This is a genomic window from Candidatus Galacturonatibacter soehngenii, from assembly GCF_008830185.1.
Taxonomy (GTDB): Bacteria; Bacillota; Clostridia; order Lachnospirales; family Lachnospiraceae; genus Lachnotalea; species Lachnotalea soehngenii.
Genome location: NZ_WAGX01000004.1, coordinates 481,918 through 499,049 on the forward strand (window position 1 = coordinate 481,918; position 17,132 = coordinate 499,049).

At 33.0% G+C, this 17,132-nt stretch carries 16 protein-coding genes; 13 read left to right on the forward strand and 3 right to left on the reverse strand.

The genetic code is table 11. The features are described 5' to 3' along the window. Positions 1–68: 68 nt before the first annotated feature. The 13 genes from F7O84_RS04770 to F7O84_RS04830 all read left to right on the forward strand — a co-directional run bounded on the left by F7O84_RS04770 (position 69) and on the right by F7O84_RS04830 (position 13,368). The gene (locus tag F7O84_RS04770) at positions 69–1,181 is read left to right on the forward strand and encodes a 5-methyltetrahydropteroyltriglutamate--homocysteine S-methyltransferase (RefSeq protein WP_151142478.1); all 1,113 of its coding nucleotides are present in this window, start codon (positions 69–71) and stop codon (positions 1,179–1,181) included. Between the two features lie 175 nt (positions 1,182–1,356). Further along, positions 1,357–2,337 carry a GGDEF domain-containing protein gene (locus tag F7O84_RS04775; protein WP_192451658.1) on the forward strand — a complete coding sequence of 327 codons (981 nt, stop codon included), beginning with the start codon at positions 1,357–1,359 and terminating at the stop codon, positions 2,335–2,337. Between the two features lie 123 nt (positions 2,338–2,460). Next, positions 2,461–3,210: a MerR family transcriptional regulator gene (locus F7O84_RS04780; protein ID WP_192451659.1), complete on the forward strand. Its 750-nt coding sequence runs from the start codon at positions 2,461–2,463 to the stop codon at positions 3,208–3,210. Beyond that, positions 3,200–4,111, forward strand: a complete 912-nt coding sequence (locus tag F7O84_RS04785) for a helix-turn-helix transcriptional regulator (protein WP_151142484.1) — start codon at positions 3,200–3,202, stop codon at positions 4,109–4,111. Before F7O84_RS04780 ends, F7O84_RS04785 begins: the two co-directional genes overlap by 11 nt. A 66-nt stretch (positions 4,112–4,177) precedes the next feature. Further along, positions 4,178–4,594 carry a VOC family protein gene (locus F7O84_RS04790; protein ID WP_151142486.1) on the forward strand — a complete coding sequence of 139 codons (417 nt, stop codon included), beginning with the start codon at positions 4,178–4,180 and terminating at the stop codon, positions 4,592–4,594. Positions 4,595–4,836: 242 nt separating this feature from the next. Continuing rightward, the gene (locus F7O84_RS04795; protein WP_151142488.1) at positions 4,837–5,187 is read left to right on the forward strand and encodes a DUF2200 domain-containing protein; all 351 of its coding nucleotides are present in this window, start codon (positions 4,837–4,839) and stop codon (positions 5,185–5,187) included. Positions 5,188–5,244: 57 nt separating this feature from the next. After that, entirely contained in the window at positions 5,245–5,925 is a 681-nt protein-coding gene (gene rpiA, locus F7O84_RS04800; RefSeq protein WP_151142490.1) for a ribose-5-phosphate isomerase RpiA, read from the forward strand. A gap of 32 nt (positions 5,926–5,957) precedes the next feature. Further along, positions 5,958–6,770, forward strand: a complete 813-nt coding sequence (locus tag F7O84_RS04805; RefSeq protein WP_151142492.1) for a pentapeptide repeat-containing protein — start codon at positions 5,958–5,960, stop codon at positions 6,768–6,770. Between the two features lie 216 nt (positions 6,771–6,986). Then, the gene (locus F7O84_RS04810; protein ID WP_151142494.1) at positions 6,987–9,800 is read left to right on the forward strand and encodes an Ig-like domain-containing protein; all 2,814 of its coding nucleotides are present in this window, start codon (positions 6,987–6,989) and stop codon (positions 9,798–9,800) included. Between the two features lie 205 nt (positions 9,801–10,005). Beyond that, positions 10,006–10,728 carry an AAA family ATPase gene (locus tag F7O84_RS04815; RefSeq protein ID WP_151142496.1) on the forward strand — a complete coding sequence of 241 codons (723 nt, stop codon included), beginning with the start codon at positions 10,006–10,008 and terminating at the stop codon, positions 10,726–10,728. Positions 10,729–11,205: 477 nt separating this feature from the next. After that, entirely contained in the window at positions 11,206–12,177 is a 972-nt protein-coding gene (locus F7O84_RS04820) for a hypothetical protein (RefSeq protein ID WP_151142498.1), read from the forward strand. A 194-nt stretch (positions 12,178–12,371) separates the two neighbouring features. Next, positions 12,372–12,758 (forward strand): VOC family protein, encoded by a 387-nt coding sequence (locus F7O84_RS04825; protein WP_151142500.1) that lies wholly within the window; start codon positions 12,372–12,374, stop codon positions 12,756–12,758. A gap of 19 nt (positions 12,759–12,777) precedes the next feature. Then, positions 12,778–13,368: a class I SAM-dependent methyltransferase gene (locus tag F7O84_RS04830; protein WP_192451660.1), complete on the forward strand. Its 591-nt coding sequence runs from the start codon at positions 12,778–12,780 to the stop codon at positions 13,366–13,368. Between the two features lie 488 nt (positions 13,369–13,856). Here F7O84_RS04830 and arsA read toward each other — a convergent pair whose 3' ends face one another. Genes arsA through arsB form a run of 3 tightly spaced genes read right to left on the reverse strand, consistent with a single transcriptional unit; the run spans position 13,857 to position 17,124 of the window. Continuing rightward, the gene (arsA, locus tag F7O84_RS04835) at positions 13,857–15,593 is read right to left on the reverse strand and encodes an arsenical pump-driving ATPase (RefSeq protein WP_151142504.1); all 1,737 of its coding nucleotides are present in this window, start codon (positions 15,591–15,593) and stop codon (positions 13,857–13,859) included. A gap of 53 nt (positions 15,594–15,646) precedes the next feature. Beyond that, a complete protein-coding gene (gene arsD / locus F7O84_RS04840) occupies positions 15,647–16,039 on the reverse strand; it encodes an arsenite efflux transporter metallochaperone ArsD (protein WP_151142506.1) in 393 nt (130 codons plus the stop codon). 32 nt (positions 16,040–16,071) lie between these two features. Continuing rightward, positions 16,072–17,124: an ACR3 family arsenite efflux transporter gene (gene arsB, locus F7O84_RS04845; RefSeq protein ID WP_151142508.1), complete on the reverse strand. Its 1,053-nt coding sequence runs from the start codon at positions 17,122–17,124 to the stop codon at positions 16,072–16,074. Positions 17,125–17,132 lie beyond the last annotated feature (8 nt).

The following is a 17,132-nucleotide window of genomic DNA, read 5'->3' on the forward strand; positions in this document are numbered from 1 at the left end:
TTTCAAATGACTGAAAGTATTTTATACTACATCTAACAAAAAGAAAAAGAAGAAAAGAGGAGAATAAGATGAGTAAAGATGCGCCATTTCGATTTGATATTGTAGGAAGTTTTTTAAGACCAGAAAAGTTAAAACAAGCAAGAAAAGATTATATAGCAGGGAAAATAAGCAAAGAAGCGTTAAAAGAAGTAGAAGATAAGGTTATTATTGAGCTGATACAAAAGCAAAAAGAAGCAGGATTATCTGTTATTACAGATGGAGAATTTAGAAGAAGCTCTTGGCATTTGGATTTTATGTGGGCATTTGAGGGAGTCGGTCATGAAAAAACAAAAAATGGAATCCCTTTCCACGGCGAGCCGGCCTTAATTGATGATACATTTTTAACAGGTAAACTTTCAATCAATAAACATCCTTTTGTTGAGCACTTTCAATTTGTGAAGCAGTTCGAGGATGAGCAAAGGATAGCACGCCAGACCATACCTGCACCAGCACAATTTTATTTTCAGATGATAACACCAGATAATATTGATAAGACAGAAGAAATCTATCCAAATGAAGATGATTTGATTCAAGATATTGCAAATGGATATAAGAAGGTAATTAAGGATTTATATGAAGCAGGGTGCAGAAACATTCAATTTGATGATTGCACCTGGGGTGTATGTGTAGATCCAAATGCTTATTTGATACTTGGAACCGATGAGGATGGGTTAGAGAAATTTGTTGAGAAATTAATTCGTGTAAACAATCTTGCGATTGAGGGAAAACCAGAAGACTTAGTAATCAATACGCATATTTGCAGAGGAAATTTCCATTCGACCTGGGCTTGTCAGGGCGGATATGACCTTATTGCGAAAGAGCTATTTGCAAAAGAAAATGTGAATGCGTTTTATCTTGAATTTGATGATGAACGTTCAGGTGGGTTTGAACCACTTCAGTATGTAAGCAAAGATAAAAAAGTAGTATTAGGACTTGTGACAAGCAAATCCCCTAAGCTAGAGGACAAAGAATATATTAAGAAACGTATTCAGGAAGCCAATGCTTTCATTCCACTTGACCGTTTATGCTTAAGTCCACAATGTGGTTTTGCTTCTACCGAAGAAGGAAATAAGTTGACGCAAGAGGAACAATGGGCAAAGCTTGCACTTGTAAAAGAAATTGCAGAGGAAGTATGGGGGTAACGAATACACGTAAATGATTTATGAAATGTTTTAAGATTTCATTAAATTGAAATGAAAACACCTCGTTTTTATTGAATTATGAATAGTGGTATAGTAAAATGATAAGACTCCAAATAGATTCGGTCTATTTGGAGTCTTAAGCATTTTATTATGATGGATGAAAGAGGAATATAAAATGAAAAATAAATCATCATTTGTTCAGAAATCACATTTTAAGATATATGATGCAATTATTCCAATGTTTCGATTAATTACGACCGTAATCCTAATGGTTTTAATGATTCATTATAGAAAAACCACTTTAAACTGGAACTTTAGTTTTATTGTTGTTTACTTGATTTATGGAATGATATTATTAGCCTTTCCAAAGCTTCGTATACTAATCGTATGGAAATATCCAATCATAATTGGGCTATGCGAAACACTCATGCTTTCTTATGGTTTGTCTATTACGGGAGGGTTTGATAGTATTTTATATTTCTCTTATATTTTTATTATTGTCTTTTTTGGAATTGTTCATAAAGTAATCAATCTTTTCATTGTTACTATTTTTATCGGGGCATGTTATTTCGGTATCGCTATATTTGACGGTGGTTTGACATTTTATGCCATGTTTCGATTATTATTTTTGTTTGCATTGGCAATCTTTATCGGACTAATTTATGGAAAAACAAACGATTACAGCGCTAAGTTACTAGAGCAAGATCAATTAACAGGGTTGTACAACAGACAGTATTTTTTTAGTGTGTTAGAGGATTATATAAAGGATACTTCAAAAGAGAAAAAGCAGTTTTTATTATTTATGATTGATGTAAATGATTTTAAAAAAATAAATGATACATTTGGTCATCTAGAAGGTGATAAGATTCTTTGTGATGTAGCTTATTTACTTAAACAAGAAATTGGAACAAGTGGAATTGTAGCTCGATATGGTGGAGACGAGTTTGTTATATTAATAGCGGATAAGAATTCAATTGATGCAACGCCTATCAAAGAACAGTTACAAGATACTATCAAAGAATTTTTTTCAAATCGAATCAGCTTATCAATTGGCTATGCTAGCTTTCCGATGAATGGTACCGACTCCCAAGTACTGTTTCAACTTGCTGATGAAGAAATGTACAAAGAAAAAATAAAACATAAGACAACCTCCTAACAAACCCTCCAGTAAATCACCACCCCTTGTTGTTGATGGTATACTGGTTTTTGCTGGTTTTTATTGTGCGTAAAATAAGGTATAATAATTATGGTTTTTATTATTCACAAAGGAGGTTATCATTTGGCATTTTATAAAACAACACAAATTGCAAGAATGATTGGGGTTCATCCTAATACAATACGTTTTTATGAACAGATGCAATTATTACCTCCGATACCAAGAGAAAGCAATGGTTATCGTATTTTTAACGATTATCATCTTTTACAACTTCGTTTTCTTCGAACAGCCTTTCGTGCCGAAATAATTAGTAATAAACTAAGGCAGGAAGTCTTTGAAATTGTTAAAATATCTGCAACAAACGAGATAGACGCTGCATTAAAAGCAACAAAGATGTATTCGAAGCATCTAGAGGAAGAAAAAACAAAGGCAGAAGAAGCGATTCATATCGTTTTAAATATGTTAGAAAATAGTAATGAAGTAACGAACCCGATTGCATATCACAAACGAGCAGAGGTAGCAAGAATATTAGGGATTACGATAGATGTTCTTAGAGATTGGGAGAGAAATGGATTGTTGGTGGTACCACGCATGGAAAATGGATACCGCGTATATGGATATAAAGAAATGAATCGACTAAAGATTATACGTACGCTTCGAAACGCACATTATTCTCGCATGTCCATTCTTCGTATGCTAAAGAAAATAGATCAGGGGAATTGTAACATTCGTGAGGTGATAGATACTCCAAGTGAAGAAGAGGATATCGTATGCGCCGCAGATCGATATATTACTGCATTATCAATGGCACAAGCGGATGTGTTAGAAATGATTGAAATTTTAGGGGAAATGAGGGGATTAAATGAAGATTGATCGGCTTATTGGAATCTTAACCATACTGTTACAAATCGATAAGATAACCATTTCTCAATTGGCCATTCGATTTGAAGTATCAAGCAGAACGATTCAGCGAGATATTGACACTCTTTGCAAAGCTGGTATTCCAATTATTTCCACACAAGGATACCAAGGGGGTCTTACAATAGCCGATGGCTATAAAATAGATAAGACAATACTAACAGAAAAAGAATTACAAGTAATCTTAACAGGAATTAAGAGCATAGATAGTGTTTCGAAAACACAATATAGACAAACATTCATTGATAAATTTACGCATGGAAAGGATTCCTTATTAGTAGACCAAGATAGAATTCTAATTGATTTGGCTTCTTGGAATCAAGATCGTTTAAAGGAAAAGATTGAAGAAATAAAACATGCAATTCAAGAGAAGGAAAAAATAGCTTTTTTATATTACTCGGACAAAGGCGAAACAAAACGAGAAATAGAACCATATTTGATTGTTTTTAAATGGTCGTCTTGGTACGTGTATGGGTATTGTCTAATGAGTAATGGTTTTAGATTATTCAAATTAAATCGATTATCAAAGTTACATAATATGAAAATTCTCTTTGTACCTCGACAAATTACAGATGAGAATCTAAAATTTGAACACTTTTTCTTAAAGGAAGAAATTCAATTATCTGCGCTGTTTGATGAAAGTGTAAAATATCGTCTTATTGAAGCATATGGGCCCATGTGCTATAGCATATCAAAAACAGGTAAGCTTTTTTTTGAAAGAGGCTTTACTAATCCGAATTATTTAGTGCAATGGATACTTAGCTTTGGAGATAAAGTAAAGGTAATAAACCCTCCTTGGTTGATTTCTCATATCAAGGAACATGCAAAAAATATTTTAAAACAATATGAGGAATAAGACATACTGTTGACGTATTACTTAGCTTACAATATGTTGTACAAATAAAATAACAGGAGGTAACAAATGAATCGAATATCAATTATATGTCTGGGTGTAACAAATATGGAAAAGTCTATTCGCTTTTACAAAGACGGACTAGGATTTCAAACAGAAGAGACAGCTTATAATCCTCCAGTCATCTTTTTTGACACAGACGGAGGACTCAAATTTGAGCTTTATCCGCTTGACTTGTTGGCCAAGGATATTGACGATAAGAATCCACCTAGCGTTCATGCTGGGTTTTCAGGAATAACACTTGCTTACAATGTTAGAACCAAGGAAGAAGTGCACGAAATTATTGATTTAGCGATAAAAGCAGGGGCTAAAATCGAAAAAGAACCTCAAGATGTTTTCTGGGGAGGTTATCACGCTTATTTTTCAGATCCTGATGGGTATTACTGGGAGGTTGCCTACAATCCTTATTATACATTTGAAGAATAATTTAATATGTAAGTTCTAACTAAACGACAATGGATGAACATTCTATTGTCGTTTTTTGATAAATGGGTAATTATGTGAAAACTCCTATGTGCTAATAATGTATACCACGATAGGAAGTCGTTACTTTGCAAACCAGATATTTTTTATTAGACATAATAAATAGGTAGTATTTCATAAGTATTTGATATAAACTAAGAATAGGAAAAATACAAAAAATAAGTACGAACAGAAAGGGAATTCAAATGGAGAAACCACGTATTTTTAATATGTCCTTTTCAAGCATTTATCCACTTTATATACAAAAAGTAGAAAGAAAAGGAAAAACGAAACAAGAAGTAGATGAAATTATATATTGGTTAACAGGCTATGATGAAGTTTCATTACAGCAGCAAATTAAAGATGAAGTAAGCATGGAACAGTTTTTTAACGAAGCGCCTTGCATGAATCCCAAGGCCGTTTTGATTAAAGGTGTTATCTGTGGATATCGCGTAGAGGAAATCGAAGATGATATGATGCGAAAGATTCGATACTTAGATAAATTAATTGATGAATTAGCAAAAGGTAAAGCAATGCAGAAAATATTGAGGGCATAATTCGTGAGTCATTTGTCCAAACGTTTAATACTTGCTTTGCATGGAGGGAAAGGATACATGAATTCCAAAAAAATAGCAGGAGAAAAGGCGGCTGAGTATATAAAAGATGGTATGGTTATTGGACTTGGAACTGGTTCTACTTCATACTACATGATAGAAAAAGTTGGTGCTTTGGTCAAAGCTGGTATGAAGTTAAAAGCAGTTGCCACTTCAAAGGAAAGTGAAGAACATGCCTTAAGGCTTCATATTCCAACCTTTGATATCAATGAAGTACCAACCATTGATTTAGCGATTGATGGGGTAGATGAAATAGACAATCAATTTAATGCAATCAAAGGTGGAGGCGGCGCTTTGTTTCGTGAAAAGATTGTTGCCTCGCATGCTAAAGAAGTCATTTGGATCATGGATGATGGCAAGTTAGTAAAAGAAATAGGGAATTTCCCTTTGCCAATTGAAATATTACCATATGGATATCGTTATGTATTAGAACAATTAGAAAAAGCTTCTTATCTACCTAGAATCAGAAAAAAAGATAAGGAATTCTTTCTTACTGATAATGGTAATTATATTGTTGATTTACAATTAAAGGCACCTCTTAATACGAAAGACATTATGGAACACGTGATGAATATAACAGGTGTTTTAGAAGTAGGACTATTTTTAAATATGTGTGATAGAATTGTTGTAGGAAGAAAGGATCACTCTATTAAAGTGATTGAAAATAAATATAAAAGATAAGACATATAGGAGACAAAGAAGAATTTGACAATATGAATATTAAATATGAAAAGATAAGAGATAAACTTAAAATAGATTGTGAAGCTTGCAGCGGACTATGCTGCGTTGCATTATATTGCTCAAAAACAGATGGTTTTCCAGCCGATAAAGAGGCAGGCAAACCTTGTAGGCATTTGGAATCCAATTATAGATGTAACATACATTCTGAATTGATTAGTAAGAACTATAAAGGTTGTATTACGTATGATTGCTTTGGCGCAGGACAGAAAACAACACAACTTTTTAAAGATGTAACATGGGACGAGAATCCGAATGAAAAAGATAATATCTTTGCTATTTTTTTGATTCTTTTTCAGCTGCATCAAATGACTTGGTATCTAATAGAAGCTTCTACATTAACGTCAGATGAGACATTACTCGTAAGAATTGATAAGCTTATGAAAGAGTATGAGCAAATGTTACAGCAACCGATTATAGATATGTTAAAGTTAGACCTAGATGAATACAGAAATAGGGTGAACACGGTTTTAAAACAAATATGTAATGCGATTTCAGGTCAAAAATCAAATCAAACGAACAAAGGAAACTATTTTGGTAAAAACTTTCACAAAGCGAATTTAGACAAAAGAGATTTTAGTATGTCTTTGATGATTGCGGCAAATCTCGAAGGGTGTAGCTTAAAACAAACCTCTTTTTTGGGAGCCGACATGCGTGATGCGAATCTGTGTAATGCAGACTTAAGTGAAAGTGTATTTTTAACGCAGATGCAGATTAATTCAGCAAAAGGGAATTCAAATACAAAAATTCCCTATTATTTGTCACGGGCGATTAGTTGGGAAATATAAATAATTATTACGAATGTAGGATAAATGATTAAGGACAAAATATACCAGATATGTGTTGGGATGGAATATTTAACAGTTAAAAGTATGAGCGGTAAAGCTACTTGTAAAGTAACCATAACATAAGGTAAAATAGAAATAGCCTGTACCATTTGGTTTAAAGGCTATTTCTAATATAATGTACTTTTATATTAATATAAATACCAAGGAGATATACAAATGAAAAAGAAGATAATACTAAAATCTCTTGCCACCGTTTTAGCAGTCAGCTTGTTTTTTAACTCAAATGTCTTTGCGAGTTCATTGAGTATAAATAATGTAACAGAAACCACAGAAACATCCGTTGACTTGGAAGATAATACTGATAAAGTCGTATCAGATAGTGAGACGGATACAGATGGTGAAGTAGGTTCAGATGATGACATTGTAGAAGATAACAGTGAGTTACCTGATATTGATATAGATACTGATAAAGATACTGATAAAGATACTGATACAGATACAGATATTGATAAAGATGCAGACACAGATACCGATACACAATCTGATGTATTCGAAGATATGGCTGTTTATCAGTCCAATTACATAGATGAAAACTTTAAGATACCAAGTGTAATTAATTCATATAGTGCAAATAAATCATCATTATACTCACAAGTAATTCCATCTAGTTATAGTTCAAGAGATAGACTCCCTGCTGTAAGAAACCAAGGGGGTTGGGGTACTTGTTGGAGCTTTGCCGCAGTTGGAGCTGCGGAAGCTTCTGTTATTAGTAAAGGACTTGCTGATAGCTCTATCGATCTTTCCGAATTACAATTAGCTTACTTTTTCTATAATTCGGTAGCTGATCCCCTTGGAAATACGATTGGAGATAAAACAAAACCTTTACTAAGTAATTATCTTGATTTAGGGGGAAATAGTGCTTTTACGACATTTGCATTAGCAAGCTGGGTAGGAGTAACAGACGAATCGATTGCTCCTTATGAAACGGCATCACTTTCAAATGCAATTGATAGTGGTCTTGCCTATGATGCCACCTATCATATGCAGAATGCATATTGGATAAATATTGCGAAAGACCGAAATGAAGTAAAGAAAATGATAATGGAACATGGTGCAGTAGCAACATCATATAATGCGGTTCAAACTACTACTTATTATAATCCATATACTTATGCTTACTATTATGATGGGGCATATAAAACGAATCATGCAGTTACGATAGTCGGTTGGGATGATGACTATAGTGTTTCTAACTTTAACGCATCTAAATGCCCTACCAGTAATGGAGCATGGCTAGTCCGAAACAGTTGGGGAGATAACTTTGGTGATAATGGTTATTTTTGGATTTCCTATGAGGATTCAGCATTTACTTCTGAATCCTATTCAAAAGCCTATGTTTTTGACTTTGAAAGTGCAGATAATTACGACCATAACTATCAATATGATGGCGCTTATGGCCTTTATTCTTATTCTATCAACAGTGGAGGAAGTATCGCAAATGTATTTACCGCAACTGGAAATAGTACTGGAAATGCAGAGTTGATTGAGGCGGTAGCATTTGCATTATCTGATGTAAATGTAAATTATAGTATTGATATATACACAAAGTTAAATGATCCCTCAAATCCGACCAGTGGAACGAAAGCATTATCGAGTCCCGTCACAGGTTCAACTACTTTTGTGGGTTACTATACTGTACCATTAGAGCAACCTGTAACGGTTAAAGAAGGCGATACTTTCTCAGTCGTAATAACACTTTCAAAAAATGATGGAACTTATACAACCTTCTTTGGTGATACTACATATCAGAATGGTGATTGGATTGGATTTACAAGCCAAACAGCACAAAGGCAAAGTTTTAGTAAGTATGGAGAGGGTTATACATGGACTGATTTACACAACAATAATACTGTTGCAAGAATAAAAGCTTTTACAAGTGATACTCAAGTAGAAGAGGAAACTATTTATCCAACGAATATTTCTCTAAATCAGACTTCTTTATCTTTAAAGGTTGGCAATAGTGCCTCCTTAGTTGCAACTATTTCACCTGAAAATGCAACAGATAAAGGTGTAGTATGGGAATCTTCGAATACAGACATTATTACAGTTGATAACGGAAAGGTTGTAGCTAAGGCAACTGGAACAGCTACCATATCAGCGACTACCGTAAATGGTAAAGTAGCAAAATGCGTTGTAACAGTTACTGAGACTAAAGATGAAAATCCAGTACCGGCGACTGGAATTAAGATTAACAGCTCTTCGTTTTCCATAGCACCTGGTGAAAGTCGGAATTTAAGTGCTAATATTTCACCATCCAATGCAACAGATAAATCCGTTACATGGACTTCATCAAATAAAAGTGTTTTCACTGTTGACTCAAATGGAATAGTTGTAGGAAAAGGTTTAGGAACGGCTACTTTAACTGCTGCAACAAAGAATGGAAAAACAGATCAAATTCAGGTTACAGTAAAACTAAGTCAAATATCAAATCTAACATCAGATTGGCAAAATGATAGTAAAATAAGGCTAAAATGGGATAAACAATCAGGTATAAGCGGCTACGAGATTTATCGATACAACACCAGTAAGAAAAAATATATAAAAATTGCTACAACAACATCTAATACATATACAAATAAGAAGCTTACTAGTGGAACTTCTTATAAATATAAAGTTGTTTCTTTCATAAAAGCGAATAAAAAAACAACTTATGGCCCATATTCACGTGTACTTACGGCAACGACAACAACGAAAAAGCCTACTTTAAGCATAAGTTCTACTTCAAAAAAGGCAAAATTAAAATGGTCTAAACCTGTAGGGGTTAGTGGGTATGAAATTTATATGTCTACCAATAAATCCAAGGGATATACAAAGGTTAAGACTGTTAAAAAAGCTAAAACGACCACTTATACGAAAAGTAAGCTAAAATCAAGAAAAACTTATTATTTTAAAGTAAGAACTTATCGTGTAGTAAATGGTCAAAAAGTCTACAGTACGTATAGTAAGGTACAAAAAGTTAAAATTAAATAATATAGATAAGAGAGCATTGTATGGCTGAAAAGGGCAAGATTAGTCTGGATTAATATGATATAGAAGCCATATTATTTGCTTTTGGAAATGATTTTATCTTTACTCTGTATAATTAAAATTTAAGGAGTGCCTTTGATTTATCAAATATTCTTTTGTATAAGCAGATAATATTTTACTTTTAAACTAAATTGAGAAGGGATTAATAATGCATATAGATAATTATATTAATAGTATAAAAATAAATTGGAACAAGCAAGAATATAAAGATTACTATAACGATATTAGTAGCCTTAAAAATCTTAATAATTTAGATTTTAAGAAAAAAATTACTTTTTTTGTAGGTGAAAACGGATCTGGAAAGTCTACTTTGCTTGAAGCTATTGCAGTAAATTATGGTTTTAATCCTGAAGGTGGTAGTATTAATTACAATTTTAGCACAAAGTCAACACATTCATCTTTATCAGATTTACTACTTCTCTCAAAGGGCATTCGGGCAAAAGATGGTTTTTTTCTTAGAGCAGAAGGTTTCTATAATATGGCTAGTTACGTGGATGATATAGGAGTTAATTTAAATGGATATGGTGGAAGGTCATTGCATGAACAGTCACACGGCGAAAGCTTTCTTGCATTAATAAATAATAGATTTAGAGGAAATGGATTATATTTACTAGATGAACCTGAAGCAGCACTTTCACCTCAAAGACAATTATCATTGCTCATAAAGATAAATGAATTGGTTAATAATAATTCTCAATTTATAATAGCAACTCACTCTCCAATTTTATTAGGAATTGATGATGCATGTATTTATTCTTTTGACAGTGAAACAATAAATCAAATCACATATGAAGAAACAGAAAGTTATAATATAACTAAACTTTTTATTGAAAATAGAAAGTTACTTTTAAAAAAATTATATTCTAATTAATAAGAATTTAATGCAAAAACATATATATTCAACACTAAAGTAGCCTACCTTATGAGAGTTCAAAATAATAAAAGATGAATTTTTTATAAAAACAAGAGTCTTGATTATTTTGTAAAGGATATAGATAAAAAAAGACATTATCTTCAAAAATGTTTATAAATCCGCATAATAGATGAGCACCTAATATAATAAATAACCAAAAAACGACAAAATTATATATGATAATAATGTCGTTTTTTATAACTTATTGAGAAATGAATTTTTTTACAATGTCGAGAAATATAAATGGTAAATTATTGTAATATGGTTTAAACTGATATTAACTTGTTCATTTAATATGTACTAAAGTATATTAGCATATAGTAGCAGCAATAGGAAATTAACATGATTTTTAATTTATACAATGGCTACTAAGTAATTAGCAACGTAATTCACCTTAAATAAATAATCGAATAAAAACATTATGTATATTTTGTAATGCGAAAGGATAACGTTATGAAATGGATAGAAAAGTTTCCTAAGAATGTTAAGCCCACTTATGAGGAATTAATTGAGTTTTTTCCAGAAGGAATCCGCGAACTGTTTTTGGTCTTTGACAATAAAATGGCATCTGATTATCAAGTATATAATAATTATCCTCGTTTTGATAAAACTTCAGGCTGGAAATACGGTTATTGTCGTAAATACCGCGTTGAATTGCTATCTGTTACAATCGTCGACGATTCGTTTAAAGCATTGGGCATTACTGTAAAAGATAATAAATCTTTAAATGTCTTGCTTGAAAAATGCAAAGCAAAATATGATGATGGATACGAAGAGAGGTATAACCTAATAACAACTGCTAAAAAAACCAATCAAATGATTAGAACGAAATCTCGTTTAGAACGTGAAAAAAAAGAACTTATGGAGTTGACTGAAAATATCAATTCATCAAAATTCAATAAATCGAAATGGGCCGATAAAGTATCGAGAAATAAGTTAATCAAACTCTATCAAGGCGAAGCGAAAGGGCTTCTTGATGAAGATTTGCTAGATGATATTGGGTATACATTTTATACTCGGTGTAAGCAGGCAAGAGATACTCGTGAACATTTAGAAAAAGGTGAAATAATCTGTCATTTTTGTGGCACGGTGCATAAAGCCGTCAGTTATACGGCATTGATAGCATGCCCATGTGGTTATTACTATACATATCGTGAATATCGTCGCAGTTGTAACGCGAATAATGTACCTGGAGGACGCGCAACAGAAATATTTAAAGCATATACAGATAATTGGTTAATGTGTAAATCAGCAAGTGAAAAGATGTTGCTAATAGATGAGTTAGTTCACGAATGTCATGTGAGTGCTATGACGGGGGTTAAAGGCAGAAGCGTATGTATGAATTTAGTGGAAGGAAGTCTGGCACAGATAAAAAATATGTTGGAGATGTTAGCAGGACATGAGTAAATCCAAACTTTCCATTATATTTATAAAAGTTATATATAGTCATTTGAATGAGAAAATTATGAATATACTTTTTATTGGAAGCACACATGCTGAAAAACGCTATTATCAAAGAACCTAATATAAGGCGAGTAAAACAGTTTTATATCGAACAGTTTTAACAGGGGATTATTCATATTTTGTATAGGAGGGAACATATGAAAAATTATACTCAAGTTTATGTAAAAAATAGTTTTGAAGCGGCAGAAATGTATTGTGAGGCCTTTGGTGCAGAGATTACATTTGAAATAAAAAATGCTGACGAAACTGCTTATGATCACTGTGAATTATCGGTAGATGGAGAAGGATTTTTAGCATTAAGTGAAGCAGTGAATCCTTGTGATATAAATTTAGTTCACAAAATGAAATGGGAAACTATGACGTTTAATGTTTTTGAAATGGGGAGCGAGGAAGCGGTTTATAATGCCTTTCATATTTTGAGTAATGGCGGTGTTATTATTAATCCCATTCAGGAAGTTCCATGGAGCAAGTGTTGTGCGACTGTTATAGACAAATATGGTGTGTGTTGGTGGATTGCAATTTGAATTAGAGGAGGTGTTTACATTGAATGTTATAACACATTACGATAAACTTATAGATGATAATAATGACCCATTCCGCGACCCGCCTCCTCTACGAAAGTATATGGACAAGTGGGATGGTCAAGTATTCATAGATTCAATGCGTCTCTCTCGAACAAAAAAAGTACTTGAAATTGGTATAGGAACAGGTAGAATAGCAGCAAAAGTAGCACCTTTATGTGTAAAACTAGTAGGGATAGACATATCACCTAAAACAATCAAACGAGCTAAAGAAAACCTTTCAGATTTCAATAATATAGAGTTTGTTTGTGCAAACTTTTCAGATTATGTTTTTGATGAAACATTTGATGTAATATATTCCTCACTGACAATGATGCACTTTGAAGACAAACAACAAATTATTGTTAAGGTTAATGAATTGCTAAATGAAAATGGTATTTTCTGTTTATCTATTGATAAAAATTTAAATGATTATATTGATATGAGCGACTACAAATTAAAGATATATCCAGACAACCTTGATAATATATCGAAATATATCAATTTAACGGAAATGAATATCATCAATCAATTCGAGACAGACTTTGCATATATTTTCATTTGTATGAAATAGAAAAAACATAGCCGTTTTTGAAGATTGAGAAAGCGGAAGACAAACCAATGGTAATCCTTACCAAACAGAAAACAAATTACCAGATTTACATCAAGTGACAACAAGATATTTTATGTTGATAACTTTTTATCAACAGCTTTTCGTTAAAGTTGTGTTTCGCGAATAGTTAAAACTATGCTTATATCGTATAGATCTGGAAAAATTTTATAAATAATCTGTCCACATGAACATACAATGAACTAATTTAGTATAACACTACTCTAAGGCTAATATAATATTTAATATCTATTTTTATAATGAACTAAATCTGTATGATGATTTAAAATGAATACATTCTATATATCTTGGTAACATATTCTCATCAATAACATAAAAAAAATGAACACATTTTGTATAATACTTAATGCATTCATTTTTTGGTTATCCTCGTTACCATAGTATCCATGTTTTCTTGATATATGTAACGAAACTTGTATCAATTCAATATTCTAGAGTGTAAATAAATTATTGCCTTTTATTTCTTCCCCACGCCAGCTAATTATTGCAAAGTTTCCGTTAGAATGTTTATCAACCTTATTTATCCAAGAAATCTCATTGCTGGCCTTTGCTGATAATAACTGATTACTTGTATTAGTATGATAAAGCGAAGAATTGATAATCCACCAATTTGTTGCAATGTTGGCTCGTTTTAAATCTTCTTCAAGGCGTACAGCTTCGTAAACTGGAGTGGTTTCTGCTAATGTTACAATAATAACTTCTGTTTCATTTTGATCACGCAGCCTTGGAAGAAGTTTCTTTGCGGATTCAGGAATATCTCCCTGTGAACGTTTCATCTCTTTAGTGTAGCTTTGAGTAGAGTCTAAAAGCAAAAGTGTATGTCCAGTTGGTGCAGTATCTATTACTACAACCTGCTCTTCTGCTTTTTCCACAATATCTGCAAAAGCTCGAAACACTGCTATCTCTTGTGTACAAGGGGAACGTAAATCCTCTTCTATATAGGCAATATCCTCATCGGACATAGTTTCTCTTGCTTTTGATAGAACCTCTTCTTGATATTTTTTAAGCTCTTCTTTTTCGTCAATATGGCTCATTGTAATGCCGCTCTTTTCGTCAATTATAAACTTAAGATGAGCAGCTGGATCAGTTGTGGTTAAATGAACTTTCTTACCTTTTGCAGCTAATCCTAAAGCTATTGCTGCCGCAATTGTTGTCTTTCCTACCCCACCTTTTCCCATGGTGAAAATAACCTTTTTATTTGTTTTATCTAAATTATCAATAATATCTTTGAGCTGAAAAATTGTTTGTGTATTGATAGTTTCATCGCAAGTGACATAGTTGTCAGATATAAGGAATGAACGCACATTTTCAATTCCTGTGATATTATATGCTCGAAGTGGTATCTTATAAGTTTTTAATTCTTGTAAAACTTGGGGAATTTCAGAAAGTGCTCTTTGTTGTTTCTGATATAAACTCTCGGAAATTTTGTCGTCATAATTATCCAACACACCATTAATTACTAATGTCTGGTTAATTACACCAATACTAGCAAGTTCTTTTGATGCTCTTTCCGCTTCTTTTAGAGGCGCTTTCTCGGGACGGCTGACAAGAATAAGGGTAGTTTGCTTGACATCTGCCAAAGTTTCAACCGCCTTTATATAAATTTCTTTTTTACTTTCCAGGCCAGAAAGCTGACCTAGGCATGAAGCCCCATGTGTACTTTCGCTGATAAAATTACTCCATGCTGATGGTAATTGTAGCATCCTTAGGGTATGACCTGTGGGAGCCGTATCAAATATAATATGATCATATTCTTTCTGTAATTTTTCATCTGTAATAAAATTAGAAAATTCATTGAAAGCGGCAATCTCTACCGTACAAGAACCAGACAGTTGTTCTTCCATATTGTTTAATACCACATCAGGTAACTTTCCACGATATGGTGCTATAACACTTTCCCTGTATTCAGCTGCAGCTTGCACAGGATCTAAATTTACTACAACAAGATTTGCTACACCCTTGATAGGGACTCCTTTGTTGGTAAGTTCGGTTTTAAAAACATCCTGTAAATTCGATGCGGGATCTGTGCTAATTAATATCACTCTCTTACCGCGATCTGCAAGTGTAACTGCAGTGGCACATGCTGTGGATGTTTTACCTACCCCACCTTTTCCTGTATAAAATAAGTATTTAGTAAGCGCAATATCTTGTGGATTAAAATTCTCCATATAAAGTACCTCCAGTTTTGTTTAATTATATGGGATGCGTTTCATTTAAACCATTAACAACAATTATTATCAGAACATCCGTAACTATCCATTTTTTTCATAGTTCCTCTTACCGCTTTCGGTTTTTTTTCTAATGTGCCTTCAGGTAGATCAAGTAAATCTGTAAACTCATCGTTAGTTGGATATCTACCAGTTATTACGATTTCTCCATCTACAACGATGAGTGGCAATTCATCTACACCTTTTACGTTAATAAATTCATTTACATCTTTATTATTTATAAACTCTTGCGGTGAAGAGGAAAGATTAAACCTTTCTACTTCTACACCTTTTTTCTTAAGCGTATTTAGAATTGTCGAAATTCTGATAAGCTCTGGATCCACTCCAACACCACAAAGACCCGTTGAGCAACACATTGCTGGCTCATAAATAAACATTTTTTTCATAGAAAATATCTCCTTATTGATTATATTTGTTATTAGCTATTGGTTTGAAACCAATGCTTGGTTTTGTTTACAAACTTGACAAGTAAAAGCATAACAGGAACTTCAGTAAGCACACCAACCGTACATGCAAGCACTACTGGAGAAGTTGGTCCAAAGAGTGCAATTGCAACGGCCACGGACAGTTCAAAAAAATCAGAGGCAGCAATAAGAGCTGCAGGTGCTGCTATTTTGTGAGGTAGCTTTGCCCATTTGCAAATTAGGTACGTAAAAGTAGCTGAGATTACATTTTGGAGTATTAGTGGAACTGCTATTAAAAGCACAAATAGTGGCTGTTCCAAAATAATATCTCCCTGAAAAGAAAAGATAATTACCAAAGTCATGAGTAACCCTAAAGTTGTAACACCATCAAATTTAGGTACAAATTTCTCGTTAAAGAACGCCTCACCTTTTTTCTTTATTATAAAAAATCGTGTAAGAAAACCACCAATCAGTGGAACGACTACAAATAATACGATTGATAAGATAAGAACACCCCATGGAATCTGAACATTGTTAACACCTAGTAGAAACTGAACAAGTGGTACAAAAAGGACAAGAATAAGTAAGTCATTTACTGAAACCTGTACAAGGGTATGTGCCGGATCTCCTTTTGTTAGTGTACTCCATACAAATACCATTGCAGTACATGGCGCTGTACCCAGCAAAACTGCACCTGTAACAAAGTCTTGAGCTAAGTTCCCAGGTATGAAAGGCTTGAAAATAACTAGAAAAAACAGTGAAGCTAGCCCAAACATAAGAAATGGTTTGATTAACCAACTACTACTACTGGATATTATTATCCCTAAAGGATTTTTACCTACATTTTTTATTGATTGAAAATCTATTTTCATCATCATAGGAAAAATCATTATCCATATGAGAACTGCGAGAGGTATATTTTGCTCTGCAAACTGCATTTTATTTAATATAGATGGAATACCTGGCAAGAATTTTCCAATTAAAATACCTGATGCCATACAAAGAAGTACCCATATTGAAAGATATTTCTCAAAAAAACCTATGCCTTGTGTTGTTTCTTTTTCCATTTTACTTA

Bases quoted from the DNA above. Each gene is read 5' to 3' on its own strand.
- F7O84_RS04770 (WP_151142478.1), top strand. From the start codon at position 69: ATGAGTAAAGATGCGCCATTTCGATTTGATATTGTAGGAAGTTTTTTA.
- F7O84_RS04775 (WP_192451658.1), top strand. From the start codon at position 1,357: ATGAAAAATAAATCATCATTTGTTCAGAAATCACATTTTAAGATATAT.
- F7O84_RS04785 (WP_151142484.1), top strand. From the start codon at position 3,200: ATGAAGATTGATCGGCTTATTGGAATCTTAACCATACTGTTACAAATC.
- F7O84_RS04790 (WP_151142486.1), top strand. From the start codon at position 4,178: ATGAATCGAATATCAATTATATGTCTGGGTGTAACAAATATGGAAAAG.
- F7O84_RS04795 (WP_151142488.1), top strand. From the start codon at position 4,837: ATGGAGAAACCACGTATTTTTAATATGTCCTTTTCAAGCATTTATCCA.
- rpiA (WP_151142490.1), top strand. From the start codon at position 5,245: ATGAATTCCAAAAAAATAGCAGGAGAAAAGGCGGCTGAGTATATAAAA.
- F7O84_RS04805 (WP_151142492.1), top strand. From the start codon at position 5,958: ATGAATATTAAATATGAAAAGATAAGAGATAAACTTAAAATAGATTGT.
- F7O84_RS04810 (WP_151142494.1), top strand. From the start codon at position 6,987: ATGAAAAAGAAGATAATACTAAAATCTCTTGCCACCGTTTTAGCAGTC.
- F7O84_RS04815 (WP_151142496.1), top strand. From the start codon at position 10,006: ATGCATATAGATAATTATATTAATAGTATAAAAATAAATTGGAACAAG.
- F7O84_RS04820 (WP_151142498.1), top strand. From the start codon at position 11,206: ATGCGAAAGGATAACGTTATGAAATGGATAGAAAAGTTTCCTAAGAAT.
- F7O84_RS04825 (WP_151142500.1), top strand. From the start codon at position 12,372: ATGAAAAATTATACTCAAGTTTATGTAAAAAATAGTTTTGAAGCGGCA.
- arsA (WP_151142504.1), bottom strand. From the start codon at position 15,593: ATGGAGAATTTTAATCCACAAGATATTGCGCTTACTAAATACTTATTT.
- arsD (WP_151142506.1), bottom strand. From the start codon at position 16,039: ATGAAAAAAATGTTTATTTATGAGCCAGCAATGTGTTGCTCAACGGGT.
- arsB (WP_151142508.1), bottom strand. From the start codon at position 17,124: ATGGAAAAAGAAACAACACAAGGCATAGGTTTTTTTGAGAAATATCTT.